The organism is Acidaminococcus sp. AM33-14BH, assembly GCF_003603525.1.
GTDB lineage: Bacteria > Bacillota > Negativicutes > Acidaminococcales > Acidaminococcaceae > Acidaminococcus > Acidaminococcus intestini.
The window spans coordinates 44,549-67,875 of the sequence record NZ_QTNG01000009.1 but is presented as its reverse complement, the minus strand read 5'-3'; the positions used below and the strand labels follow the sequence as shown (position 1 = coordinate 67,875).

Here is a 23,327-nt window from a genome sequence, read left to right as displayed (position 1 = left end):
TCCAGAACCTTGAGGAGGCGAAACCCTTGGAATCCCATGTCCTAGATCTCATCCATACCATCACTTTCCTGGATGTCATCGATATCTTGGTGGTTGCTTATTTCCTCAATAAGCTCTACCAAATGCTGAAAAACACACGGGCGGCGTCCCTTGTCAAGGGCCTTTTGATGCTGCTTTTGGTCATGCTCGTCAGCAAATGGCTGAATCTGTATGTGATCAACTGGCTCCTTGAAAAATTCATGACCATTGTCATGTTTGCCCTGCCTATTGTTTTCCAGCCCGAACTGCGCCGTGCCCTAGAGCAGATTGGCCGAGGCAAACTGTTCCGCCGCAGCACGGTCCTTAATGAGATGCAGGTAGAAAACATGCTTGAATCGGTGGCTTTGACGGCTGATGATCTGTCCCGCAACAAGATTGGGGCCCTGATTGTCTTTGAACGGGAAACAGGCCTTGACGATTATATTGAAACGGGCGTCCGCATTGACGGACTGATCAGCACGGCCCTATTTGAAAATATCTTTATTCCGAATACGCCGCTCCATGACGGAGCTGTCATTGTCCGCGGCGACCGCATTGCAGCTGCAAGCTGCCTGTTGCCCTTGACGGAAGCGAGGAACCTCAGCCAGGAGCTGGGGACGCGGCACCGTGCGGCCATTGGTCTATCGGAACAGACTGATGCCCTGATCCTTGTCGTAAGTGAAGAGACAGGGGCAATTTCCCTTGCCCGCGGCGGCGCACTCCAGCGCTATCTGACCCACCGCGACGTGAAGGACCTTTTGCGTCCTGTCATGAAGGAACCCATGCTCAACTGGAAAGATTCCATCAAGGCAAAGCTTCTGAGCCTCAAGGATCGCAGCAAAGGAGGCGATGATGATGCTAAGCAGTAAACACCCAACAAGAAATTCGTGGCTGGCCCGGATCATGTGCGTCATCGTTGCGTCCATCCTTTGGGTCTATGTCATGAATGAACAGAATCCAATCACCACCCGTAGCTTTACCGTACCCCTGCAGACGGTGCATCTTCAGGATGACATGCTCGTCAAGGATTTGCCTGAAACGGTCAACGTGCGCGTAAGCGGAACGCGAAGCCAGATTGCGGCGCTTCGCACAGCGGATGTAAAAGCCTTTATCGATTTTGAGGGGGCCAGCAAAGGACGCAATACCTACCGCGTCACGGCCCAAGTCAAGAACGGCGAGGTCATCGAGATCACGCCGAGTCTGCTCCAGCTTGAAATCGATACACAGGTCTCAAAAGAGATGAAACTGGAAGCGCGCATTGTGGGCGTACCTCATAGCGGCATCACCGTAAGCCGGATGGATCTCAATCCCCTACAGGTGAAAATCAGCGGGGCGGAAGAGCGCATCAATCAAGTGGCCAAGGTCCTTGTCATGGTCGATATCTCAAACCACGATAAGAACTTTGAAACAGATGCGACCGCCGTGGCCGTTGACCAGTTGGGCCGCGAAATGTACGATGTCAAGGTGACGCCCAGCAAGGTTTCGACGACGGTCACCATCGTGCGTCAGCTAGGGACCAACGATTTTCCTATCAAAGCCGATCTTTCGGGTAAACTACCAAGTGGCATCACGCTGGTCGGAACCAAGATCACGCCCCAGACCGTGCGCCTGACGGCAGATCCCAAGGTCCTGGGAGAACTGAAGGAAATCAAGACGGCCCCCATTGTCCTTGACAATATCACAAGCAATGTGGAGCTCAATATGCCTCTCCAGATTCCTGACAAGGTCCTTGCCGATACACATAATGTCATTGTTGAAATCACCGTGAAAAACGAAAAGGACCAATAAACCATGCTTTTTAGAATGAATAACCTCCGCGTCGGTCTTGAAAGCCGCCGCACCCTAGAGGAAGCGGCGGCACGGCAGCTTGGGATTGTTCCCCAAAAGATCCGCCGCGTGACACTTCTTAAAAAGGCCATCGATGCCCGACGCAAGAAGAGTATCACCTTTGTCTATCATCTGCTCCTTGATCTGGAGCTAACCAATGGGGAACGCAGCCGTCTTGAAAAAAAGCAGCTCATCCTGCCCTATAAAAGGGCACAGACCCCAAAGCCCCAGATTGGAAGCGAAACGCTGCACGGGCGTCCCCTCGTGGTGGGACTTGGCCCTGCCGGGCTGATGGCTGCCCTCGAACTTGCGGAAAACGGCTACCATCCCCTTGTAGTGGAGCGGGGACGGGATCTTGCCCACCGCGTAAAAGATGTGGAAACATTTTGGCAAACGGGACAACTTGATCCTGTCAGCAATGTCCAGTTTGGCGCTGGCGGGGCGGGCACCTTTTCCGATGGAAAACTCACGACGCGGGTCAATGACCCCATTGTGGGCCATATCCTTGAAACCTTTGTTGCCGCCGGTGCTCCGGAAGAAATCTTGTATGAACAAAAGCCCCATGTTGGGACGGACCGTCTCCGCATCATGGTCACGGGCTTGATCCATCGCATCAAAAAGGCGGGTGGGGAAATCCGTTATGAAACACAGGTGACGGATTTTCATCTGGATTCGAAAAAAGGGCTGACGGCTGTTACCCTAAACGGCCGGGAACGCCTCGAAACAAACGGCGTCATCCTTTGCTGCGGACACAGCGCCCGCGATACGTATGACGCCCTTTATTCCCGCGGCGTCCATATGGAAGCCAAGGCGTTTGCTGTCGGCGTGCGCATTGAGCATAGTCAGGCCCTCATCAACAAGGCTCAATACGGGCCATTTGCCGCGCATCCGAAGCTAGGGGCTGCTGACTATGCCCTCATCTATCATGACGCGTCCGGCCGGGCTGTTTATTCCTTCTGCATGTGCCCGGGCGGCGAAGTCGTTGCCTCCAGCTCTGAGACAGGAGGACTTGTCGTAAATGGCATGAGCCCCTACAAAAGGGATACGGGTCGGGCCAACAGTGCCCTTGTTGTTGCTGTGACACCCGACGATTTTCCCGAAGGTCCTTTGGGTGGGATGGTCTTTCAGCGCCGTTATGAGGCCCTTGCTTACAGGGCTGCTGGCGCTTACCGGGCTCCGGCCCAGTCAAGCCGCAGCTTTGTGGATCATACGGCACCGGATCTATCCGTTCCTTTTAAGACAACCTATCGGCGCGGCCTTGTCCCCTATGATTTGAGAAAGATCCTGCCAAACTTTGTCACCGATCCCTTGGAAAACGGGCTCCGTGATTTTGAACGCCGTCTGCCCGGTTTCAGCCGGGAAGGTCTTATGATAGGTGTGGAAACAAGAACCAGCGCGCCCCTGCGCATTGTACGCGGAGAAAATGGACAGTCCCTGAACTGCCGCGGCCTTTACCCCTGCGGTGAAGGAGCCGGCTACGCCGGCGGCATCACGAGTGCCGCTATGGACGGATTCCATGAGGCACGGCATTTTATGGCACGATTTGCGCCAACTGTGGTATAATTTTGTGTATATACAATTCTGTACAGGTAAAAAGGAGAGTTCATTCATGGAAAACATGACGATTGTAACGGGTCATAAGAACCCTGATACGGATTCCATCTGCTGCGCTTTGACCTATACCTATGTCAAACAGCAGCTCGGTGTACCGGCTGTCGCTTGCAGAGCCGGCAAAGTCAGCAAGGAAACCCAATACGTTCTTGATGCCTTCAAGATGGAAGCACCGAAACTCATCGAAGAAGTCGAACCGGGCCAAAAGCTTATCCTCGTCGACCATAACGAAGAATCCCAAGCTGTAGACGGTCTTGCCGATGCGGACCTAAAGGAAGTCATCGATCACCATCGCTTGGGCGGCCTGAAGACGGCTGCACCCCTTTATATGCGCGTTGAACCGCTGGGCTGCTGCTCTACCATTATTGCCAAACTGGCCAAGGAAAATGGTATTGCCCTGCCGCCGCAGTATGCAGGCCTGCTCTTTTCTGCCATTAGCTCTGATACGCTCTTTTTCAAGTCTCCGACAACAACGGAAACGGACCGCAAGATCGGTCTGGAACTTGCTGAAATCGCCGGCATCAAGGATCCGAAAGCCTATGCCCTTGATATGCTGCAGCATGGTTCTGCCATCAACAGCAGCACGCCTGATGAAATCTGCCACGGTGATATGAAGGAATTTGATTTCCCGCAAGGAAAAGTCACCGTTGCCCAAGTGAACGTCATGGACGGCGAAAAAGCCAAGGAAAAATGGCCGGCATTGAAGGCCGCACTGGAAAAAATGGTGGCTTCTGGTGAATCTGACACGAGCCTTCTCATGGTCACGGATATCATGACGGAAGTGACGGAACTTCTTTGGGCTGGCAAGAACGGCGACGTCCTGGAAAAAGCCTTCGGCAACCCTGAAGCTGACGGTCACTTCCATATGCCCGGCGTCCTGTCCCGGAAGAAACAGATTGTTCCGCCTCTGACGGACGCTTTCAGAAAATAAAAAATGTATGAGAGGCTGTGAAAAAATGAGAATTTCATTTTCTTCATGGCCTCTCTTTTTTCGTACCTGATACAATAAGGACAAACAATGATCCAGGAGGCTTCTATGCGAAAAATTTCTTTTTTGTTGGGACTTGTACTCCTCACCTTTGTCATAGGGATGGGAAGCTGCGCCACCCCTAAAAAGGACAGCCAAGCTAAGCCCCAACCGGCGCCTAGCTTGACGCATCCCATCAGTATGGTTTGGCAGCATAAGGATGATCCCAGCGTGGATCTTTCATCGCTGCCCAAGGTCCCAGGCCTGACCGTTGTTTCGCCGTGTTGGTACCGTGTAACGGGGGAATATGGAAAGGTGGAAGGCGTGGCTGTGCCAGGGTATACGGAACGGGCCCACAAAAAAGGGTACCAGGTCTGGCCGCTTGTGACCAATTCCTTTGATCCGGATCTTACTCATAAATTCCTTCAAGACCCCCATGCCCAGCGCTTTATCATTGACCAGCTCCTGAAAGAGGCTGAAACGCACGGTTTTGATGGAATCAATATCGATTTTGAGAACATCTATGAAAAAGATCGTGATGCCCTCACAAGCTTCATGGCCTATCTGCGCCGTCAATCCCAAAAGAAGGGACTGATCCTCAGTATGGATGTCACAGCTCCCAGCCGCAATCCCAATTGGTCCCGCTGCTACGACCGGAAGGCCTTGACGAAAAGCGTGGATTATCTTGTTCTCATGACGTATGATCAATTTTCTCGGCTGAGTAAAGTGCCGGGACCGACGGCTTCTTTCAATTGGGATGAAAAGAAGGTCCAAGAGACTCTTGCCCAGGGCGTTCCCCCGGAAAAACTTCTATTTGGTCTCCCACTTTATATGCGCCTATGGGAGGCCCCGGAAGGCACCAAGGAGTATCGGGCGAGAACCCTTGGTATGTGGCAGGCCCAGCAGCTCATTCATGATAAAAAGAACCTTCCGACCTTCCGGAAGACCTGGCTCCCAGAGGAAAAGATGACTCGGGTTTCCTATACGGAAGGCGGCAGGGATTATGTCTTTTGGCAGGAAGATGCCTTGAGCCTCTACTATAAGTCCCGTCTCGCAATACAGTATCAGCTGGCAGGGACGGCAGCCTGGCGATATGGCTTTGAAACGCCCGATGTCTGGCACCTTCTTGAAATCAGTCAGAAAAATGGAGCCCATGCTTCCCAACAATAATGTCCTGTTTCCTATTTTTATAATAATAATCATAAAATAATTCTTACTTGATTTATGGACTATGAGCCCGTATAATGTATGAGGAACCCAAAGAAACAATCAAAGACCACTATATCTTGTGGTCTTTCTTACTTTTAGGAACAAGAAAGGAAGCCACTTATGGACATCATGATCCGCAAACGGGACGGGCATTTTGAACCCCTTTCCGTCGAAAAGACCAAGCGTATGATTGCTTTTGCCTGTCTGGGACTTGATTCATGCGATCCCATGGAGCTTGAAATGGATTCCAAGCTTCAGTTTGTCGATGGTATGACCACGAAACAGATCCAGCAGACCTTGATCCGCACGGCCATTGAAAAAGTCATTCCCTCCCGTCATGAAGGGGGCGGGGTACCCCTTCAGGAGATGAATCCGGATTGGCAGTTTGTGGCTGCCCGCCTGTTCCTCTTTGACCTCTATAAAGAGGCTGCCATCCAGCGCCGTTATAAGGCCTTTGGTTATGGGAATTTCTCCAATCTCATCCATATGCTGGTTGACAAGAAGAAATATGCTGATTTTTTTGTGACGGACTATACGGAAGATGAGCTCCAGGAATTGGGGGATTATATCAAACCGAAACGGGACTACCTTTTTAACTATGAAGGACTCAAACTCCTGGCAGACCGTTATCTTGTACGGGGATTTAACAAGGAAGTCTATGAACTGCCGCAGGAACGCTTTATGGCCATTGCCATGCATCTTGCTCTCGTTGAAGGGAAAAACAAGGTGGCCTACGCCAAGAAGTTCTATGACCTTATGAGCGAGCTCAAGATGACAACGGCAACGCCGACCCTTGCTAATGCTGGCACGCCATTTCATCAGCTGTCCAGCTGTTTTGTGGCTGGTGTCGATGACAACCTTTGGTCCATTTATGATGTGAACAGCAAGTTCTCCCGTGTTTCCAAGCATGGAGGGGCCCTAGGCATCTATCTGGGGAAGGTTCGGGCCCTCAACAGTGATATCCGGGGATTCAAGAACTCTTCCGGAGGGGTCATTCCCTGGGTCCGGCTCTATAACGATACGGCTGTTGCCGTTGACCAGCTTGGTAAGCGCAAGGGCGGCGCGACGGTGACCCTTGATATTTGGCACAAGGATTTTTATGAATTTGTTGAACTGAGGACCAATAACGGCGATGATCGGCGCAAGGCCCATGATATCTTTCCCTCTATTTCCGTTCCGAACCTCTTCATGGAGCGCCTCATCAAACGCGAAAATTTTACCCTCTTTGATCCGCATGAAGTGAATACGGTCATGGGCTTTGCTCTGGAAGACTTCTACGATACGGAGGAAGATAAAGCCTTTACGGAGCATTACCTTGCTTGTGAAAAGGATTCCCGTCTCCATGGCATCAGCGTCCCCGCCCTTGAGATGATGAAAAAAATCATGAAAAGTGCCGTTGAAACGGGAACCCCTTTCATCTTTTTCCGGGATACGGTCAATGAAGCCAATCCCAATAAGCACGCGGGGATGATCTATGCTTCGAACCTGTGTCATGAAATCGCACAGAATGTGGGCTTTACGAACCTCAAAAAAGAAATCCTTGAGGACGATGGGACCATTACGACAGTGACAGCGCCAGGCGATATGGTCACCTGCAACTTGAATTCCATCAACCTTGGCAAGATTGATGAGGATTTCCTGGAAGAACAGATTGCCCTTCAGGTGCGCATGCTCGATAATGTCATTACCATCAACCAGACGCCGGTACCGGAGTCCCGGCTGACTTGTGACAAATACCGGGCCATTGGCCTTGGCACGAGCGGCTACCACCATTATCTTGTAAAGCACGGCCTGCGCTGGGAATCAAAAGAACACATAGCCGCGGCTGATGCCCTTTTTGAAAAGATTGCCTACTATGCCATCAAAGCGTCCATGGAACTTTCCAAAGAAAAGGGGGCTTATCCTGCCTTCAAGGGATCTGAATGGGATACGGGCAAATACTTTACCCGGCGCGGCTATACCAGTGAAAAATGGCAGCGTCTTGCTGCCGACGTCCACAAGTACGGTATGCGCAATGGGTATCTCCTTGCTGTGGCGCCAACCGGTTCAACGAGCAACATTGCCAATACAACGGCTGGCATCGATCCTATTTTCAAGAAATTCTTCATAGAGGAAAAACAAGGATCCTTTACCCCGAAAACGGCACCGGACCTTAACCCAAAGACATTCTGGCTCTATAAGGAAGCTCATACCATTGACCAGCAGTGGTCCATTCGTGCCAATGCAGCCCGTCAGCGCCACATCGATCAGGCCCAATCCTTTAATCTTTATATCACGCCCCGCATGAAGGCCTCGGAAATACTGAACCTCTATATTGAAGCCTATAAACAGGGCATCAAGACCATTTACTATGTGCGGAACCAGTCCCTTGAAATGGATGAATGCACAAGCTGTTCATCCTGACTGTGTGAGAAGGAGCGCAAGATGAAAAAGAAACTTATTTTTAATGAACATGGGCAGCGCGGGACCCAGGCCATGATTGGCGGTAATACGACAAACCTGCGCGAATGGAACCGAATCAAATATGATTGGGCCAATACACTTTACCGGACCATGCTCAATAACTTCTGGATTCCCGAAGAAATTTCCTTGAACGAAGATATCAAGCAGTTCCCGTACCTTACGGACAGCGAGCGCCGTGCCTTCGATAAGATTATTTCTTTCCTGAACTTTCTTGACAGCGTCCAGAGCGAAAACCTGCCAAACATAAGCCGTTATATCACGGCACCGGAAGTGGCGTCCCTCTTAAACATCCAGGCTTTTCAAGAGGAAATTCACGCGCAGAGTTATTCCTATATCCTTGATACGGTGACAAATCCCATTACACGGGATAAGATTTATGATGAATGGCGCACGGATTCGACGCTATTGGAACGGAATCGGTTTATTGCCGATGCGTATCAGCGCTTCAGCGATGATCCGAACGAAGGCAATTTCCTTCATACCATTGTGGCAAACTATATCCTTGAAGGCATTTATTTCTACTCAGGTTTTAGTTTCTTTTACACCTTGGCCCGCCAGGGGAAAATGACCGCAACGAGCACCATCTTCAAATATATCAACCGTGACGAAGTGACGCACCTCATTCTCTTCCAGAATATCCTCCGCGAACTGCGTCATGAACGGCCCGATCTTTTTACAAAGGAGCAGGATGCCCATATTGCCGACATGATCCGTCAGGGTGCGGAAAATGAAATCAAATGGGGCCAGTATATTACGGATGATAAGATTCTGGGGCTCAATAATGGCCTGATCGAAAAGTACATCAAGTATTTGGCCAATATCCGCCTTGAAGCCATTGGACTTGTGCCCCTTTACCCGGAAATCAGTCAGAATCCCATGGAATGGATTGAAAGCTTCTCCAATCTCAATGGAACGAAAACGGACTTTTTTGAAGCGAAAGTAACGAACTACACGAAAGCCGCCGCTTTTGACTTTGACGATTTGGTATAGCATAACACAAAAGATCCCAACGAATGGTCTATGTGACGCGTTTGTTGGGATCTTTCATTTACAGGACTTTACAGGACGCCGCTTGCGTCGGTTTCCGTGAGGAGGCCGGCAGATAGGGGCAGGGCAAGTTTCAAGATCGCGGTCATGGGCTGTGAGCCTTGAAGACGCTCGATGCTTACACGGCCAAGAAACGTATAGCTTTGGGTGCCGCCGTAGGCATCTTTTTTATTTTCACGAACAAAAAGAAGAATATAACCCGCTTTTTCCTTTTCCCTGCACAGCCTTTCATAACGCTGCCCCGTCTTTGAATGGGGTGTCGTCGTACTTTGGCTTTGCCAGTGAAAGGTCATCCGATCGATGGAATAGTCTTCATAACGTGTTGTCTCCGAAAAGTCGCGGTCTGATTTATTCAGGGTTACAAGAAAGACATCCGTTGGATGGGTGACAGCAAAACTCTTTTCTGGGGTCAGGAACTTGACGCCCTCGCGGATGGAACTGGGATGATCGTACCCAAGCGCGGCAAAGATTTGGTTTCTTGTGTAGTGACAATAGACTTCAAGGGCACAGGGATAAAGGACCCCGGGGGACTGGGGCAGGAAGGACAGGGCGTTTTCCTGCATCGTCAAAAAGGCCTCCAGTTCCTTGATAAAGGGATGCCAGTGGCTAAGGCTCAAGATGAGCGCTTCTGGGGAAATAATCCCAAGGGCTTCTAGATCCTTTGAAAGAAGAGTGTGGTACAGCATGGCCGCATATTCCCTATCAAGAATCGTTGTTGGCCGTTGAGGAGCTTTCAGGTTTTCCTTGAGATAGGAAATCCAGTGCGGGGAATCCAGGGAAAGGAGCGCCGGATAAGCTCTCATGAGGACTTTTTCCTCAAGGCTTTCTTCCCGTTCTTCTATGAGGCCGGCCTTCATGAGCAGCCTTGTGTAGGTTCGCTTCCCATTATAAAAAAGGTGGGGATCGATGCCGGAAGCTTTGAAAAATTCCGCAAGTGTCGGTACGCTCCCTGTTATCTCGTAAAGTTCACGAATGGTTTCCAGATAGTAGGAAAGTCCTTTTAGCTGGCTGTTGATATTTTCAAGGATTCTTTGCTGGGCAACTTTTTCCAGCTGAATGCAGCAGCCCTTGGGTGCGTGGGGAAAGCCTAGCTGAACTTCACGGCGAATGGAGAGGTTCCTTGTCCCCATGAGGGCAAAAAGACGGGAAGCAAAGTCGTATTTTCGGTTTGCCTGAGCGACAAAATCAAGGACCGTAAGGCAGTCCTTGCCTTCAAAAAGGCGCAGGCCGCGTCCCAGCTGCTGTAAAAAAATGGTGAGACTGTTCGTGGGACGCAGGAAAAGTACCGTATTGACGGCGGGGATATCGACGCCTTCATTAAAGATGTCGACAACAAAAAGGAAGGTCAGCCTGCCGGAAGCTAGGTCAGCTGCTGCTTTCCGGCGCACTTCATCAGGTGTATCCCCCGATAGGGCAAGGGAAGGAATCCCCGCCTTGGTGAAGAAACGGGCCATGAATTCGGCATGCTGGATTCCAACGCAAAAACCGATGCCTTTTACATCCCGCAGATCACTGGTATAGCGAGTGAGAGCCCTTAAGATGGCGTTGGCCCTGATCTCTGCCGTATGATCCCTAGCATAAAGATGGATAAGCTCATCTGTTTCATACTGTCCCTTTGACCAAGCAACGTGACTCAAGTCGATGGGGTCCTCTACGCCAAAATAATGGAAAGGAACCAAGAGACGTCTTTCAATCGCTTCAGAAAGACGGATTTCCGCTGCCATATGACCATCAAAATAAGAGAGGATGTCTTTCCCATCCATGCGTTCTGGCGTTGCCGTAAGGCCCAGAAGGATCCTTGGCTTGAAATAGGAGAGTAGTTTCTGGTAGCTCGGTGCTGCTGCATGATGGAATTCGTCAACAATGATCATGTCATAGTAATGGGAATCAAGTTTTTCCCACAGACGCTGGTGCTGAAAGGTTTGAATGGAGATAAAAAGATGGTCCGCCCGTTTGGCCTTGAAGCTCCCTACGGAAAGTTCCCCAAAGCCTGGATCTTGGAGGACTTGACGAAAGGCGGAAAGGGATTGGGTGAGGATTTCCTCCCGGTGGGCCACAAAAAGAAGACGGGTTTCCTTGTTTCTATTTTTGGCAAAGCGAGCGTAATCAAAAGCTGCAATGGCGGTTTTCCCTGTACCCGTAGCGGCAACAACGAGATTGCGCGTGCGGTGATGGATTTGCCGCTCAGCCTGCAGGGCATCAAGGATCTGTTCCTGATACGGGTAGGGACGGATTCGGAAAGCATAGGAAAGGGCGGAACCTTCCTTTTTGCCCCGTCCCCGTTCAGCATCAATGGCGTCTTCAAGATACGGACGGTCTTTTTCGCTAAAGTCCTGAAATTCATCACTATGCCAGTATGTATCAAAGGTCGTATGGATTTTTTCCATGACAAGGGGCATATCCTGCTGGGTGATCTTCATATTCCATTCAAGTCCATCGGCGATGGCTGCATGGGAGAGATTTGATGATCCGACATAAGCCGAGGAAAAGCCGCTGCTGCGGTAAAAAATATAGGCCTTGGCATGAAGACGCGTTTCCTTGACATTGTAGGAAATCCGGACCTCCGTATTGGGAAGAGCTCCCAGCTCGGCTACGGCCTTGGGATCGGTCGCACCCATATAGGTTGTCGTAAGGACGCGGAGCTTTCCTCCATGGCGGGTGAATTCCTGGAGATAGGGGCGGATCATAATATACCCTGAATATTTGATAAAGGAAACGAGCAGGTCGATGCGGTCCGCGGATTGGATTTCCCGCTGCAGTTCCGTTACAAGGGAAACGTCCTTTTTGCTGTTGGTAAAGAGCGTGGAATGGGAAAGCCCCGATAAAGGCCGCTCCAGAATGATTTCCTTGAGGGTATTCTGACGCCGTTTCAGCTGGGTGAGAAGAAAATCCTCACGGCTTACGGTGTGGCCTTCGCCTAAGGTTTCCATGCGTTTTGAAAGAAGCCGGATGAGGTCATTGACAAGATGAAGTTCCTTACTAAGGGCCGTACTTCCTTCTTCATCCTGATCGGCGATTTCCTTTAGGCAACAGTGAATGAGGCGGCCGGCATAATCAGATAGATAACGGGCCCCTTCCTGGGAATCGACCGTCTCCGTCTCCTTCCAAATCTGTTCTTCTTTGCTTGCCTCGTCAAGCACCTTCCCGAGTTCGTCTGAAATGACGCGCTCATAGATTCCATCAGGCAGCAGCGTAAGTTCCATAGGGCATCCTCCTTTATGCTTTCCAGTATAGCAGATCGCGTCCTTTTCTGCAGCTAAAAGAAAGAGGGGGAGCGTGGCAAATCCATTGCATGAATGGCCGGCACCTGTTACAATAAATGCAGTATGTAGGACAGAAAAAGCAAAGGAGGCCTCGCTGTGTCCGTAATCATTGCAGAAGAACTGAGAGCTGGGTACATCCTCGGTGATCCAGATAATGACCAATATCTATATATGCCGGGCAGTGAGATTGGTGTGGACGATCCCATGTGTATTTTTGAGGACAAGGATTTTAAAACCGATGTTCACCTCAAGGAAGCTGTGGAGATTGCTAAGAAACTGACACTTAAACGGGTCCATCATCCCCTCATGGGTGATCGGTCCTATTGATGAATCGAAGTAGGAATGGAGCAAAACAATGGAAAAAGAAATTTTCAGCATTGATGTTGGGAGAGCGGCCCTGCGCATGGCCATGTCTGAAACAAGGGACGATGAGGACCGCCTGAAAGCAAATTACGCCAAAGAAGGATTCCGTACGGCTGCCGTTAATTTTGGCGGTGAGTTTTTGCCAAGCGTCACAAAGATTGTGGAACGTGCCATGGTGGCGGCCGAACGGCAGCATATCGTCTCAGACAGTCACGTCGGGGCTGGAACTGTGGCAGGTGCTGCCCATGAAGCCCTAAGCCAGGTTATTGCCAAAGCCTCGGGCTTTAATGTCGGCGGCAAGGTGGGCATTGCTCGTTATGGGGAACACGTCTGCGTCGCCATCTTCATGAGTGTTGGCGTTCTGAACCTCAATGAAATGGCTGTTGGCCTTGCTCATCGGACCCTTGCCGGTGTGGACTGAACCGCAGTCTAAAAGATGGGCTGTTGCCGGAAGGCTCCCTTTGCCGCCCTGTTTTTCCTTTTACAATTTTGTTGACACACCCTATAAGATGTGGTAAAATGACAAAGTCGCTGATAAGTACGACATGGTGGCTATGGTGAAGCGGTTAACACACCGGATTGTGGCTCCGGCACGCGTGAGTTCGATCCTCACTAGCCACCCCACTTTTTTTGTGCTTATTGGGGCATAGCCAAGTCGGTAAGGCACGGGACTTTGACTCCCGCATGCGTTGGTTCGAGTCCAGCTGCCCCAGCCATTTGATTCACTAGCTCAGTTGGTAGAGCACCTGACTTTTAATCAGGGTGTCCCGGGTTCGAATCCCGGGTGGATCACCACTTCAACTGTAAGCTCCCTATCCTCAAAGAGGGTGGGGAGTTTTGATTTATGTATGGCTTTTGCTGTCATGCGATAACGCGGAAAGGAACAATCATGGAAAAAGTTATCATCGAAAGCTTTACCCTTGACCATACAAAGGTCATTGCCCCCTATGTACGTCTCATTGGGGAAGAACAAGGGGAACACGGCGATATTGTCTCCAATTTTGATGTCCGCCTGGCCCAGCCAAACAAAGAAGAAATCCCTACAGGGGGCATGCATACCTTAGAGCATCTTTTGGCCCTTTATCTACGCCCTCGCATCAAAGGATATCTTGACTGCTCTCCCTTTGGCTGCCGCACAGGTTTCCATCTCCTGTGCTGGGGCCACCATGATCCCAGGGACGTGGCAAAAGCCCTCAAGGAAGCGTTGGAACTTATTGTAACGACAAAATGGGAAGACGTGCCGGGAACAAAGGAAAAGGAATGCGGCAACTATAAGGACCATTCCCTCTTTTGCGCCCAGGAATGGGCCAAACAAATCCTAAAAAAGGGAATCAGCAGTGATCCCTATGAACGTCGTTTGGTGTAAATGAAAAAGGAAAAGGACCTGTCGCTCAAAGCGATAGGTCCTTTTTTGGTGCGGATGACAGGACTTGAACCTGCACGTCGAAGACACTAGATCCTAAGTCTAGCGCGTCTGCCAATTCCGCCACATCCGCATAAAGATCCCCGCGTCAAGCCACACAGGGATATGAAAGATTATAATCTAAAATGACAAGAATTGCAAATGTTGATTTTGGGAAGGCGTGGAGAAGAGTTGTCTACAATTTGGAGGGTTTGTTATCAAATTGATAAATAAAAGATGTAGATTTTTATAAATTGTAAAACTTGGTACTTAATATTACTTTAACATCGTGATATAAAGGACAAAACTTTAAGTTATAAAATATTTACTATATAATATATTTGATGTAAGAATGATTCAATGAAAGATAAATCGTCATCATTCAAAAAATAAATCGCAGCACGATTCCTGAAAGAGATACGGTGAGCGTCGTAGGGGTTCATACCTTCCATAAGGATGAACTGTGCAGGGCGGTAGGAGCCAGAATTGATTTTTCTGGCGGCCGTAGATTGCGAGGGCTTATGAATGAAAATAAAGAGCGTTGGATCAATATTGAAGAAGTCGCCGAATATATCGGTGTCAGTCCTGTGACGGTTCGCTACTGGCTGCGCAGTGGAAAGAACCTGCCTGGAAAAAGGGTGGGGCGGCAGTGGCGTTTCCGAATCAAGGATATTGATGAATGGATCAAATCAGGAAAAAGCAATTTCGATGATTGACCGATTTTTTCCTCTTTTTCCATGGGAAAGAAGGCTCTGCCTGAAAAAGGGCAGGGTCTTTTTTGCGATGAAGACAATGTGTTTGTATCCTGCGGGTGGATCCTTATCTACTATGGATATCGCTATAATTAGAAAATACTAAATTTACATGTAATTTAAATTTTAGTACAATCTAAATCATCAAAGGATGAATAGAATGATAAGAAAAAGTAGATATGAAGAATCATAAGAAAGATGATTTCTTTTTGATGAGGACTTGGGATTCGGACACGATGACGAAAGGTGGGGACTGATTTCATCTTTTTATACGATTTGCTGGGCTGCGGAATACGCCATGAATAAGAGGTCAAAAGGATTGCCATCTGCTCATAAATGCGCGTCAGGCTTTTCTCAGGATGCCAAGGAAATCGAGATGCGTCTTCTTCTCAGTCACTCATGGATTTCATGTAAGGAGAGGCTGGCTATATCTCAAATTTAAAGAAAGTGGATATCCATTGAAGAACGTTCTGAATATCCTGATGTCAGTACCGTGACCAATCGCTCTTGGATCTGTTCGAAAAAGGATATTCCAGCTGTTCGGGTTGGCAGTCAGTGGCGCTTCAAGATCGAGGACGTCGATGAATGGACCCAATCAGGAAGAAGCAATTTCAGCGCTCGAACAAAGGCGTGTGCACATATTCCTCCGTCTACAGGATCGGAAGACTTTTTATAGAATCGGGTAAAAAGTGAGGGACCCTGAGGCTGGTTCAGTAAGCATCATGAAGCTTAGGGGTCTCTTTTTTGTGCGAATAATAAAAACTATAAGGAAAAAGAAAATATATATATTATCCTATATAATTTCGTATAATTTTATATAATTTAATATATTAGCGTTTTTTTTTTTTTTTTTGATAATAAGTAAGAAAATTGCAACTTTTATTATATTTCTTTTTGTAGTATAATACCAACTAAAGAAAATAAATACCATAATAACCATAATAACCGTAATAAACATGAAGCTGTATCATGGTTATCAATACGGAAAGAGATGGGAGAGGATGATGGTGGACCATAAGTGGATATCCATTGAAGAGCTGTCTGAGTATCTTGGTATCAGTGCCGTGACCATTCGCTCTTGGATCCGTTCGGGAAAAGATATTCCGGCTGTCCGGATTGGCCGTCAATGGCGCTTTCGGATTGAAGAGATTGATGAATGGATTGAATCCGGAAGAAGTGAACTCGTATGACAGCCTGAAAATGGCTGCTGATTCGTATCGGATGATAAATGCGGGGCATAAGAGAATAGGCCCCGCTTCTTTCATGCATTCATAAATAATTTTTTTCTTATGATTTTGTAGATCTTGCTATTCCTATAGATTGGAACTTGTTGTTTTGATAGGATGCATTCACTACAATAAAAAGGTAAAAACAAAAGAGATTTAGAGAAAACAGAAGAAAATCGCGATGATGAATTGGCAAGAGTAAAATCTTCATGAAATTTTCATCTTTTACAAATAGAATAAAAGAATCATAGTGAAAGATGGAATAAGAATAAACAATTTCAGTATAAAGAAAAAATTATATAATTGATAATTGATTTAATAATAAAATAAATATAAATATCAAATAATATATTAAAATCAATTGAAAAGGAAATATAAATCTGCTATAATGATTTCTGCTTACTTTGCGAAGGCATGGCCCATCAAATCACGGAAAGGAGGATGCTCTATGTCAAAGATTGAGAAACAGTGGATCTCCATTGAGGAACTTTCTGAATATCTTGGCATCAGCGCTGTGACCATACGTTTCTGGATCCGCTCGGGAAAGGACATCCCTGCTGTCCGTATTGGCCGTCAATGGCGTTTTCGGATCTCGGATATTGATGAATGGATTAAATCGGGAAAAAGCAATTTCAGTTGAAATGAATGGGTGGATGTTGGTTTGCTGCCGGTCCCCTCATGTAGGAACTCCCCAAAGAAGGATGGTAACGTCTTCTGTGGGGAGTTTTTTCTTATGAGAACCCAATGGTTAACCCTAACTTTTTGATAAAAAAGTTATTGCAAGTAATATTTATTTGTTATAGCGTATTTTTCAATTTTTTTAAAGTCCCATACAATTCGAACTATAGTATAATAATAAAGTCTCTTTGTTTAGTAAAATAAAGAGATAATTACGAAGCGCTTTGGCGTTTCCATGAAAAGAGGCGCTGCGATTAGAGAAATCAACTAGTAGATGTATTAGGTATAACCAGATAGGAAAAAGATTCACTTGATGGGGGAAAAGAAAAAAACGTGCATAAAAAACGATAGATCCCGTAAAAAATAAAGAAAAAATGAACATACCGGAAATTGATTGCCCAGAACGTTCTTATTTGGACAAGGATATAGAGAAAATCAATTTTTTGAATAAAAACTATTACAAAATAATGTAAGAAATTGAGAAGTGAAAAATAGATGTCGGTATGGTACTGTAATAGTGGAATTCTGGTGCACGTTCTATGCAATGCAGAAAAGGAATTTGGAGAATATGGAGGATTGGTACATATGGCAGATGTTAAAGATCAATGGATTTCAATCGAACAAGTAGCAAAATATCTAGGGGTAAGCTCCGTAACTGTCCGTTTTTGGATCCGGTCGGGAAGGGGAATCCCGGCTGTGCGAATTGGGCGGCAATGGCGTTTCAAAAAAGCATCCATTGATGAATGGATTAGCTCAGGAAAAAGCAGTTTTACTTGAGGCATATAAATGCCTGGGAAAAATGAGGCAGAAAACTTTATCCCAGCATAGCTGGGATGACTCTGAATTGCTGAAAAGAATATGATAAGAAAAAAGGACCTAAGAGAGCATCGGCTTCTCGAAGGGCCCTTTTTGGGTTTTATTATACAACAACCATATAGTTATAGAGTTTCATAAGGCGATAATCTTCCTTGGTGAGGATTAGCGATTTGGCAAATTCCTTGGTCTTGGGAATCCTTACATTAGAAAGCAGGACCTTGCCAGCGGTGGGCATGAGCGGACGGGAGGAAATCCCAAATGCCAGACCCCATTTTGTTTCACTATCTATATAAGGTGAGGGAACAGAAATCATGTACTGATCCAGACGGGCATTGCAATTTTGAAATATAAAGTTTGTGATGGCACCAAAATGAACCATATGACCTAAGTAAGAATCCTCACAAAGATGTTCATTATCGTTTTGGAGAAGATTCATATACATTTTAACGAGATAGCTCCCTTCTCCTAAAAAAGGGGAAGGAATGAGACCGTTACTAGAATCGGTCTCTTCAGCCTTTTGAATGCACTCAATAAGACTTTCACGAATTTTCTTCTGTCGTCCATCATAGGTGTAGGCATAAAAGGATGTGAGGCCAGAAAAAAAAGCAGGCACAATACTTGCCGCCATTTCTTTTTTGGGAAGGGGTGGTTCATAAAGAAGTGCTGTCACGGGTATAGAAAGAGCCGATGCTATGTCATAGAGAACGGATAGGTCGAGTGCAATTTGCCCTTTTTCGTACTTATAGAGTGTTGCTTGACTTTTGCAGATGGATTCAGCCAAATCCTTGATGGTCATATGTTTTTGGATACGGTAGAATTTGATCTTGCTTCCAATTTCTTTAAGAGGTTCCATGGCTGTCTCCTATAAATCCAAATTTAAAATGAAATCAATCGACTTTTTCATTTTAAAGAGAAACAAAGGAAAAAACAACCCTTTTTCTCATGTAAAGAAGTAAAATGATTCATTATTTATCATTTTATGAGAAAAATAAAATTTTCTAAATAATTCAAATATAGCTATAATGAGGCCAACTAAGAAAGACCAAGGAGGCTATCATGAAACAAGAAATAAGAACCGAAAAGGCACCTAAAGCCATTGGGCCTTACAGTCAGGGAATCCTTTCAAAAGGATCCATTCTTTATGTTTCGGGCCAACTGCCCGTTGATCCCCAAACGGGAGAATTTCCCGCGGAATCCATAGAACAACAAACCCGTCAGTCTCTTGAAAACATCAAAGCAATTCTTCAAGGGGCCGATCTTGGTATGGAACATGTTGTGAAAACAACAGTCCTCTTAGCGGATATAGCTGATTTTGGTGCCATGAACGCTGTGTATGGGACTTATTTTGCGGAACCTTTCCCTGCTCGGGCAGCGTTTGAGGTTGGAGCGCTTCCCAAAGGCGCGCGGGTAGAGATTGAAGTTGTGGCAGTAAAGGAATAAGGAGACATTTTTATGAAATACAACTTTGATGAAGTCATCGATCGGAGTCAAAATCGTTCTTCCAAGTATGATGAGCGGGAAAAGGTCTTTGGAACTATGGATGTAATCCCCCTTTGGGTAGCGGATATGGATTTTCGTACGGCTCAGCCCATCATTGACGCATGCAGAAAGAAGGCTGAAGAAGGAATTTGGGGCTATACATCCCGTCCCGCAAGTTATTTTGAAGCTGTTAGGGAATGGGAAGAAAAACGCAATCAGTGGAATCCTGATACCCGTCTTATGAGTTGGGCCATCGGAGTTGTTCCCGCAATGGCTTCCCTGATCAAGCTTTTTACAAAAAAAGGAGACCGTATTCTGTTCCAGACGCCTGTTTATTCCGAGTTCTATGATATTACGGAACATACGGGACGAACTGTAGCGGAAACGCAGATGACCCGTACTGAAACAGGGTGGACCGTTGATCTTGAGGATTTTGAAAAAAAGGCAAAAGACGCTAAGGTGTTCCTTTTCTGCAATCCTCATAATCCTTTGGGTATCGTCTGGACAGCGGAAGACATCCAGAAGATGATGAAAATTTGCCAAAAATACGGACTTCTCGTCGTTTCTGACGAAATTCATTCCGACCTTATTTTCCATGGTAAGAAACATACTCCGACAGTTCTTGCGGCTCCCTTTTATAAGGATCATATTATTACCTGCGTATCGGCGACAAAAACCTTCAATTTAGCAGGACTTCAGGCGTCAACAACAATTTTTCCTGATGAGGATATGAAAGCCCGCTTTGACACCTATTGGTCCAGCATGGATATTCACCGTAACAATGCTTTTAGTTCTGTGGCTATGGAAGCTGCTTATCGTGAAGGGGAAGAGTGGTTGGAACAGCTTCTTGCCTACATTTCGGATAATTTTGATTTTGTTCGTTCTTATTGTAAAGAATATATTCCTGAAATCAAACCAAATCTTCCGGATGCAACGTACCTTATGTGGCTTGATTGCCGCGATCTTCATATGACGAATGATGAACTGGTGGATTTCTTCATCCATCAGGCAAAACTAGGACTCAATCCTGGTCATTCTTTTGGCCGCTCTTTAAGTGGTTATATGCGTCTTAATGTGGCTTGTCCTCGGAAGACCTTGGAAAAAGCGTTGGGGCAGCTGAAAAGAGCTGTGGAAAAAATCCGTAAATAAGTATCCAATATTTGTTCATCTATATATACTCAATCCAATTATATGCTGACCTATTTTCGTTGTCTTTGAATCGAGGGGAAGGATGACGGAAACGCTGAAAGAGAAAGGGAGAACAAAATGAACAAGAATGAGATTTGGAAGTCCTATCGCTTTCCTCTGATTCTTTTAGGAGGAATTTTTCTCGGAGCTCTCATTGGTGTCATCTGGGGAAAACAGGCCGCAGTCCTTAAACCTTTGGGGGATATCTTTATTAACCTGATGTTTACAATCGTAGCCCCTATGGTCTTTTTCTCTATTGCCAATGCCGTCGGCAGTATGCTGAATCTCAAACGATTAGGGAAAATCTTGGGCAGCCTTATCCTCACATTTGTAACAACGGGTCTTTTTGCAGCTGCTGTTGTTCTCATTGTGGTCAATATTTTCCCGCCAGCTAGTGGAGTTCAGGTTTCCATGCAGGGTGTTGAACTTGCAAAACCGATTTCCGCTGGAGAAATGCTTGTCAAAACACTCACTGTCGATGATTTTCCAAAAATTTTCAGCCGTTCCAATATGCTCCCCTGCATTATTGCCGCCATTTTCACAGGTGTCGCGGTTTCCATGAATGGCGGGCAAGATTCTCCTCTGGGAAAAGTCATTGCTAACATCAATTGTGTTATCATGACACTCATTGATATGGTCATGAAACTTGCTCCAATTGGTCTTGGCGCTTACTTTGCCAATCTCGTCGGAGAGTATGGACCCCAGCTTATTGGCCATTATGGGCGGACGATGCTCATCTACTACCCCATGTGTGTGTTCTATTTTGTCATCTTTTTCAGTGGATATGCTTATTATGCGGGCGGCAAACGAGGTGTCCGCGCATTTTGGAGCAATATATTGAACCCTGCCATTACGGCTTTTGGTACGCAAAGTTCCAATGCAACACTTCCAACAAGCATGATTGCCTGTGAAGAAATCGGCGTCCCAGAAGATATTTACGGCATTGTACTGCCTATGGGTGCAACGATGCACATGGACGGTTCGGTTCTTTCCTCCATCGTCAAGATTGCCTTCCTTTTTGGTATCTTCAACATTCCTTTTATTGGGGTTGATGTCTATATCAAAGCCATCATCGTTTCCATTTTGAGTGCCTTTGTTCTATCAGGAGCACCAGGCGGCGGTCTTGTTGGGGAACTTCTTATTGTAACGCTGTTCGGGTTCCCTCAGGAAGCTTTTCCCCTCATTGCAACGATTGGGTACCTCGTTGATCCTATGGCAACCTGCCTCAATGCCAGTGGTGATACCGTTGCTTCTATGATGATTACCCGCATGGTTGAAGGAAAAGATTGGATGGATAAAAAGCATGATCATAGCTGCAACTGTTCTGAATAGATAAGCTGAGCCTTGAAAGGAGATGTTTTTATGCAGATCAAAATCATTGGAAGTCATCAGTGTCCTGATACCCTCTATGCGCTTCATGTTCTTGCAGAAAAGGGGTATGAAGTTGATTTTGTTGACATTTTAGGAAGTCATGCCGGACTTAAGGAATACTTGACACTTCGTGAAACAGATGCACTTTATAAGGATATTTGTGGAACACAGCGTCTTGGCATTCCTTGCATGATTTTAGAGGATGGAACCAAGACCCTATCTCTCAAGGATTGTCTCAAATAGTTTACCCCCTACCCGCAAAAGTGTGAGATTTCTCTTTTGCGGGTTTCTTCTGTGATGACCTTGTGGTATTATCATGGCTGTACTTTCAGAAAGGATCAAAGCCTTATGCATGCATTGACGAGACTGATCAAAGAAGATATGAAACCTGCTTTAGGTGTAACTGAACCGGCAGCAATTGCCTTTGCTGTAGCGTTGGCGCGGAACCATCTGCCTGAAGAAGTGACAAGGGTAGTCCTTCACCTGACGAGCGGGCTATATAAGAATGCTTTTACTTGTGGTATCCCTAATACGACCCATGTAGGAAACGATTTTGCCGCGGCCCTTGGTTTGGTTGCGGCAGATCCGCAAAAGGAACTCCTCTGTCTTGACGGTGTAACGGAAGAAGATGTCAAGAAAGCTGAAGGGCTTGTCAAAAATGGGATCATCGATGTCATTATGAATCGCATTACAAGTCGTATTGAGATTCGCGCAGTAGTCATGGGGAAAAAACATGAGGCGGAAGTCGTGATTCGCGATGCCCATACTCATGTGGTAGAAATAAAAGAAGATGGAAAGACCATTTATTCAGCGGATAATCTTGCTCAGGCAGAAGAAAATGAAATTCCCTTCATCCATCGCTGCAGCATAGAGGACATACTGGACTACATAAAGACCGTACCCTATGAAGAAATCGCCTTTGTGAAAGAGGCGGTGATCATGAATCGGGCTTTGGCTGAGGAAGCTCTCCGGAATCAACAGACAACTTTTGCACGGACTTTAAAAGTCATGAATGATAATAAACTAGTTTCGGAGGATGCCATTCGAACCGCCAACTTGTTTTGCAATGCAGCTATTGAAGCCCGTGTGATTGGACTCAATCTTCCTGCTATGAGCATTACTGGATCAGGGGCCCATGGAATCATGGCAACTATGCCTCTATATGCCTATCAGCAAGTGTGGAATTTAACGGAAGAGGCGCTTCTTCGTTCGATTTGCCTTAGTTATCTTGTTTGTATGTACATCAAGGAATATTCGGGGAAACTCTCGGCCTTCTGCGGCTGTGCCATTGCAGCGGGAACGGGGGCGGCCTGCGGACTTGTCTATCTCATGGGCGGCGGCCATGACGAAATCCAAAAAGCAATCAGCAACATGGCAAGTTCCATTACCGGCATGATTTGCGATGGGGGCAACCAAGGGTGTATCATGAAGGGCATTACAGCAGTAGAACTTTCGTTCACATCGGCAGAACTTGCCATGCGGGGTCGCTATATCTTAAGTAACCATGGAATCAATGGTAAAACAGCAGAAGATACCCTGCGCAATATGGGCCTCATCGCTTCCCCTGGAATGGTGGAGACGGAAAAGACCATCATCGATATATTGAAGAAGAAACAAGAAGAAGGACGGGCCTAACGCCCGTAAGAA

Annotated in this window: 22 protein-coding genes and 4 tRNA genes; 23 read left to right on the top strand and 3 right to left on the bottom strand. The window is 46.8% G+C overall.

The window, feature by feature from the left end:
- Positions 1-26 precede the first annotated feature (26 nt).
- The 7 genes from cdaA (at position 27) to DW817_RS07575 (ending at position 9,085) form a co-directional block, all read left to right on the top strand.
- Positions 27-887, top strand: coding sequence for a diadenylate cyclase CdaA (gene cdaA / locus DW817_RS07605; protein ID WP_014129023.1), 861 nt, complete (start codon positions 27-29; stop codon positions 885-887).
- Complete coding sequence (locus tag DW817_RS07600; RefSeq protein ID WP_016460014.1) at positions 874-1,806, top strand: YbbR-like domain-containing protein; 933 nt, start codon at positions 874-876, stop codon at positions 1,804-1,806. Before cdaA ends, DW817_RS07600 begins: the two co-directional genes overlap by 14 nt.
- 3 nt (positions 1,807-1,809) lie before the next feature.
- On the top strand, positions 1,810-3,408 hold the full coding sequence (locus DW817_RS07595) for an NAD(P)/FAD-dependent oxidoreductase (protein ID WP_120111943.1): 1,599 nt from the start codon (positions 1,810-1,812) through the stop codon (positions 3,406-3,408).
- 46 nt (positions 3,409-3,454) lie between these two features.
- Positions 3,455-4,387 carry a manganese-dependent inorganic pyrophosphatase gene (locus DW817_RS07590; protein WP_009014634.1) on the top strand — a complete coding sequence of 311 codons (933 nt, stop codon included), beginning with the start codon at positions 3,455-3,457 and terminating at the stop codon, positions 4,385-4,387.
- A 105-nt stretch (positions 4,388-4,492) separates the two neighbouring features.
- A complete protein-coding gene (locus tag DW817_RS07585) occupies positions 4,493-5,593 on the top strand; it encodes a glycosyl hydrolase family 18 protein (protein ID WP_243634097.1) in 1,101 nt (366 codons plus the stop codon).
- Between the two features lie 159 nt (positions 5,594-5,752).
- A complete protein-coding gene (locus DW817_RS07580) occupies positions 5,753-8,035 on the top strand; it encodes a ribonucleoside-diphosphate reductase subunit alpha (RefSeq protein WP_021736583.1) in 2,283 nt (760 codons plus the stop codon).
- A gap of 21 nt (positions 8,036-8,056) precedes the next feature.
- The gene (locus tag DW817_RS07575; RefSeq protein WP_120111936.1) at positions 8,057-9,085 is read left to right on the top strand and encodes a ribonucleotide-diphosphate reductase subunit beta; all 1,029 of its coding nucleotides are present in this window, start codon (positions 8,057-8,059) and stop codon (positions 9,083-9,085) included.
- 68 nt (positions 9,086-9,153) lie between these two features.
- Here the strand turns inward: DW817_RS07575 and DW817_RS07570 are convergent, their stop codons facing one another.
- Positions 9,154-12,345 (bottom strand): DUF3427 domain-containing protein, encoded by a 3,192-nt coding sequence (locus DW817_RS07570; RefSeq protein ID WP_120111932.1) that lies wholly within the window; start codon positions 12,343-12,345, stop codon positions 9,154-9,156.
- 156 nt (positions 12,346-12,501) lie between these two features.
- Here DW817_RS07570 and DW817_RS07565 point away from each other — a divergent pair, with 156 nt between their 5' ends.
- From DW817_RS07565 to DW817_RS07540, 6 genes are all read left to right on the top strand, one after another.
- Positions 12,502-12,732 carry a hypothetical protein gene (locus tag DW817_RS07565; protein ID WP_009014629.1) on the top strand — a complete coding sequence of 77 codons (231 nt, stop codon included), beginning with the start codon at positions 12,502-12,504 and terminating at the stop codon, positions 12,730-12,732.
- Positions 12,733-12,760: 28 nt separating this feature from the next.
- A complete protein-coding gene (locus tag DW817_RS07560) occupies positions 12,761-13,189 on the top strand; it encodes a HutP family protein (RefSeq protein WP_009014628.1) in 429 nt (142 codons plus the stop codon).
- A 127-nt stretch (positions 13,190-13,316) separates the two neighbouring features.
- Positions 13,317-13,392 (top strand) — tRNA-His (locus DW817_RS07555).
- A gap of 16 nt (positions 13,393-13,408) precedes the next feature.
- Positions 13,409-13,484 (top strand) — tRNA-Gln (locus DW817_RS07550).
- A 3-nt stretch (positions 13,485-13,487) separates the two neighbouring features.
- Positions 13,488-13,563: transfer RNA gene (locus tag DW817_RS07545), tRNA-Lys, on the top strand.
- Positions 13,564-13,657: 94 nt separating this feature from the next.
- Positions 13,658-14,134, top strand: coding sequence for an S-ribosylhomocysteine lyase (locus tag DW817_RS07540; RefSeq protein ID WP_009014627.1), 477 nt, complete (start codon positions 13,658-13,660; stop codon positions 14,132-14,134).
- A gap of 46 nt (positions 14,135-14,180) precedes the next feature.
- Here DW817_RS07540 and DW817_RS07535 read toward each other — a convergent pair.
- Positions 14,181-14,264, bottom strand: a tRNA-Leu gene (locus tag DW817_RS07535).
- A 427-nt stretch (positions 14,265-14,691) separates the two neighbouring features.
- Here DW817_RS07535 and DW817_RS07530 point away from each other — a divergent pair.
- The 5 genes from DW817_RS07530 to DW817_RS07510 all read left to right on the top strand — a co-directional run bounded on the left by DW817_RS07530 (position 14,692) and on the right by DW817_RS07510 (position 17,603).
- Positions 14,692-14,886: a helix-turn-helix domain-containing protein gene (locus tag DW817_RS07530; protein ID WP_009014626.1), complete on the top strand. Its 195-nt coding sequence runs from the start codon at positions 14,692-14,694 to the stop codon at positions 14,884-14,886.
- Between the two features lie 487 nt (positions 14,887-15,373).
- Entirely contained in the window at positions 15,374-15,598 is a 225-nt protein-coding gene (locus DW817_RS07525; RefSeq protein ID WP_120111928.1) for an excisionase family DNA-binding protein, read from the top strand.
- A gap of 325 nt (positions 15,599-15,923) precedes the next feature.
- On the top strand, positions 15,924-16,112 hold the full coding sequence (locus DW817_RS07520; RefSeq protein ID WP_009014624.1) for a helix-turn-helix domain-containing protein: 189 nt from the start codon (positions 15,924-15,926) through the stop codon (positions 16,110-16,112).
- 484 nt (positions 16,113-16,596) lie between these two features.
- A complete protein-coding gene (locus tag DW817_RS07515; RefSeq protein ID WP_009014623.1) occupies positions 16,597-16,788 on the top strand; it encodes a helix-turn-helix domain-containing protein in 192 nt (63 codons plus the stop codon).
- Positions 16,789-17,411: 623 nt separating this feature from the next.
- Positions 17,412-17,603: a helix-turn-helix domain-containing protein gene (locus tag DW817_RS07510; protein WP_021736523.1), complete on the top strand. Its 192-nt coding sequence runs from the start codon at positions 17,412-17,414 to the stop codon at positions 17,601-17,603.
- A gap of 142 nt (positions 17,604-17,745) precedes the next feature.
- On the opposite strand, the gene DW817_RS07505 is transcribed toward DW817_RS07510, so the two are convergent.
- Positions 17,746-18,495, bottom strand: coding sequence for a helix-turn-helix domain-containing protein (locus DW817_RS07505; RefSeq protein WP_120111924.1), 750 nt, complete (start codon positions 18,493-18,495; stop codon positions 17,746-17,748).
- Positions 18,496-18,698: 203 nt separating this feature from the next.
- Here DW817_RS07505 and DW817_RS07500 point away from each other — a divergent pair, with 203 nt between their 5' ends.
- The 5 genes from DW817_RS07500 to DW817_RS07480 all read left to right on the top strand — a co-directional run bounded on the left by DW817_RS07500 (position 18,699) and on the right by DW817_RS07480 (position 23,315).
- The gene (locus DW817_RS07500) at positions 18,699-19,082 is read left to right on the top strand and encodes a RidA family protein (RefSeq protein ID WP_009014620.1); all 384 of its coding nucleotides are present in this window, start codon (positions 18,699-18,701) and stop codon (positions 19,080-19,082) included.
- A gap of 12 nt (positions 19,083-19,094) precedes the next feature.
- On the top strand, positions 19,095-20,270 hold the full coding sequence (locus tag DW817_RS07495) for a MalY/PatB family protein (RefSeq protein WP_009014619.1): 1,176 nt from the start codon (positions 19,095-19,097) through the stop codon (positions 20,268-20,270).
- Between the two features lie 117 nt (positions 20,271-20,387).
- A complete protein-coding gene (locus DW817_RS07490; RefSeq protein ID WP_009014618.1) occupies positions 20,388-21,641 on the top strand; it encodes a dicarboxylate/amino acid:cation symporter in 1,254 nt (417 codons plus the stop codon).
- A 30-nt stretch (positions 21,642-21,671) separates the two neighbouring features.
- Entirely contained in the window at positions 21,672-21,923 is a 252-nt protein-coding gene (locus DW817_RS07485) for a glutaredoxin (RefSeq protein WP_009014617.1), read from the top strand.
- Between the two features lie 105 nt (positions 21,924-22,028).
- A complete protein-coding gene (locus tag DW817_RS07480) occupies positions 22,029-23,315 on the top strand; it encodes a serine dehydratase subunit alpha family protein (RefSeq protein ID WP_120111921.1) in 1,287 nt (428 codons plus the stop codon).
- Positions 23,316-23,327 lie beyond the last annotated feature (12 nt).

Bases quoted from the DNA above. Each gene is read 5' to 3' on its own strand.
- DW817_RS07530 (WP_009014626.1), top strand. From the start codon at position 14,692: ATGAATGAAAATAAAGAGCGTTGGATCAATATTGAAGAAGTCGCCGAA.
- DW817_RS07480 (WP_120111921.1), top strand. From the start codon at position 22,029: ATGCATGCATTGACGAGACTGATCAAAGAAGATATGAAACCTGCTTTA.
- DW817_RS07560 (WP_009014628.1), top strand. From the start codon at position 12,761: ATGGAAAAAGAAATTTTCAGCATTGATGTTGGGAGAGCGGCCCTGCGC.
- DW817_RS07515 (WP_009014623.1), top strand. From the start codon at position 16,597: ATGTCAAAGATTGAGAAACAGTGGATCTCCATTGAGGAACTTTCTGAA.
- DW817_RS07600 (WP_016460014.1), top strand. From the start codon at position 874: ATGCTAAGCAGTAAACACCCAACAAGAAATTCGTGGCTGGCCCGGATC.
- DW817_RS07495 (WP_009014619.1), top strand. From the start codon at position 19,095: ATGAAATACAACTTTGATGAAGTCATCGATCGGAGTCAAAATCGTTCT.
- DW817_RS07490 (WP_009014618.1), top strand. From the start codon at position 20,388: ATGAACAAGAATGAGATTTGGAAGTCCTATCGCTTTCCTCTGATTCTT.
- DW817_RS07510 (WP_021736523.1), top strand. From the start codon at position 17,412: ATGGCAGATGTTAAAGATCAATGGATTTCAATCGAACAAGTAGCAAAA.
- DW817_RS07590 (WP_009014634.1), top strand. From the start codon at position 3,455: ATGGAAAACATGACGATTGTAACGGGTCATAAGAACCCTGATACGGAT.
- DW817_RS07575 (WP_120111936.1), top strand. From the start codon at position 8,057: ATGAAAAAGAAACTTATTTTTAATGAACATGGGCAGCGCGGGACCCAG.
- DW817_RS07580 (WP_021736583.1), top strand. From the start codon at position 5,753: ATGGACATCATGATCCGCAAACGGGACGGGCATTTTGAACCCCTTTCC.
- DW817_RS07570 (WP_120111932.1), bottom strand. From the start codon at position 12,345: ATGGAACTTACGCTGCTGCCTGATGGAATCTATGAGCGCGTCATTTCA.
- DW817_RS07540 (WP_009014627.1), top strand. From the start codon at position 13,658: ATGGAAAAAGTTATCATCGAAAGCTTTACCCTTGACCATACAAAGGTC.
- DW817_RS07505 (WP_120111924.1), bottom strand. From the start codon at position 18,495: ATGGAACCTCTTAAAGAAATTGGAAGCAAGATCAAATTCTACCGTATC.
- DW817_RS07520 (WP_009014624.1), top strand. From the start codon at position 15,924: ATGATGGTGGACCATAAGTGGATATCCATTGAAGAGCTGTCTGAGTAT.
- DW817_RS07595 (WP_120111943.1), top strand. From the start codon at position 1,810: ATGCTTTTTAGAATGAATAACCTCCGCGTCGGTCTTGAAAGCCGCCGC.
- DW817_RS07585 (WP_243634097.1), top strand. From the start codon at position 4,493: ATGCGAAAAATTTCTTTTTTGTTGGGACTTGTACTCCTCACCTTTGTC.
- DW817_RS07500 (WP_009014620.1), top strand. From the start codon at position 18,699: ATGAAACAAGAAATAAGAACCGAAAAGGCACCTAAAGCCATTGGGCCT.
- DW817_RS07485 (WP_009014617.1), top strand. From the start codon at position 21,672: ATGCAGATCAAAATCATTGGAAGTCATCAGTGTCCTGATACCCTCTAT.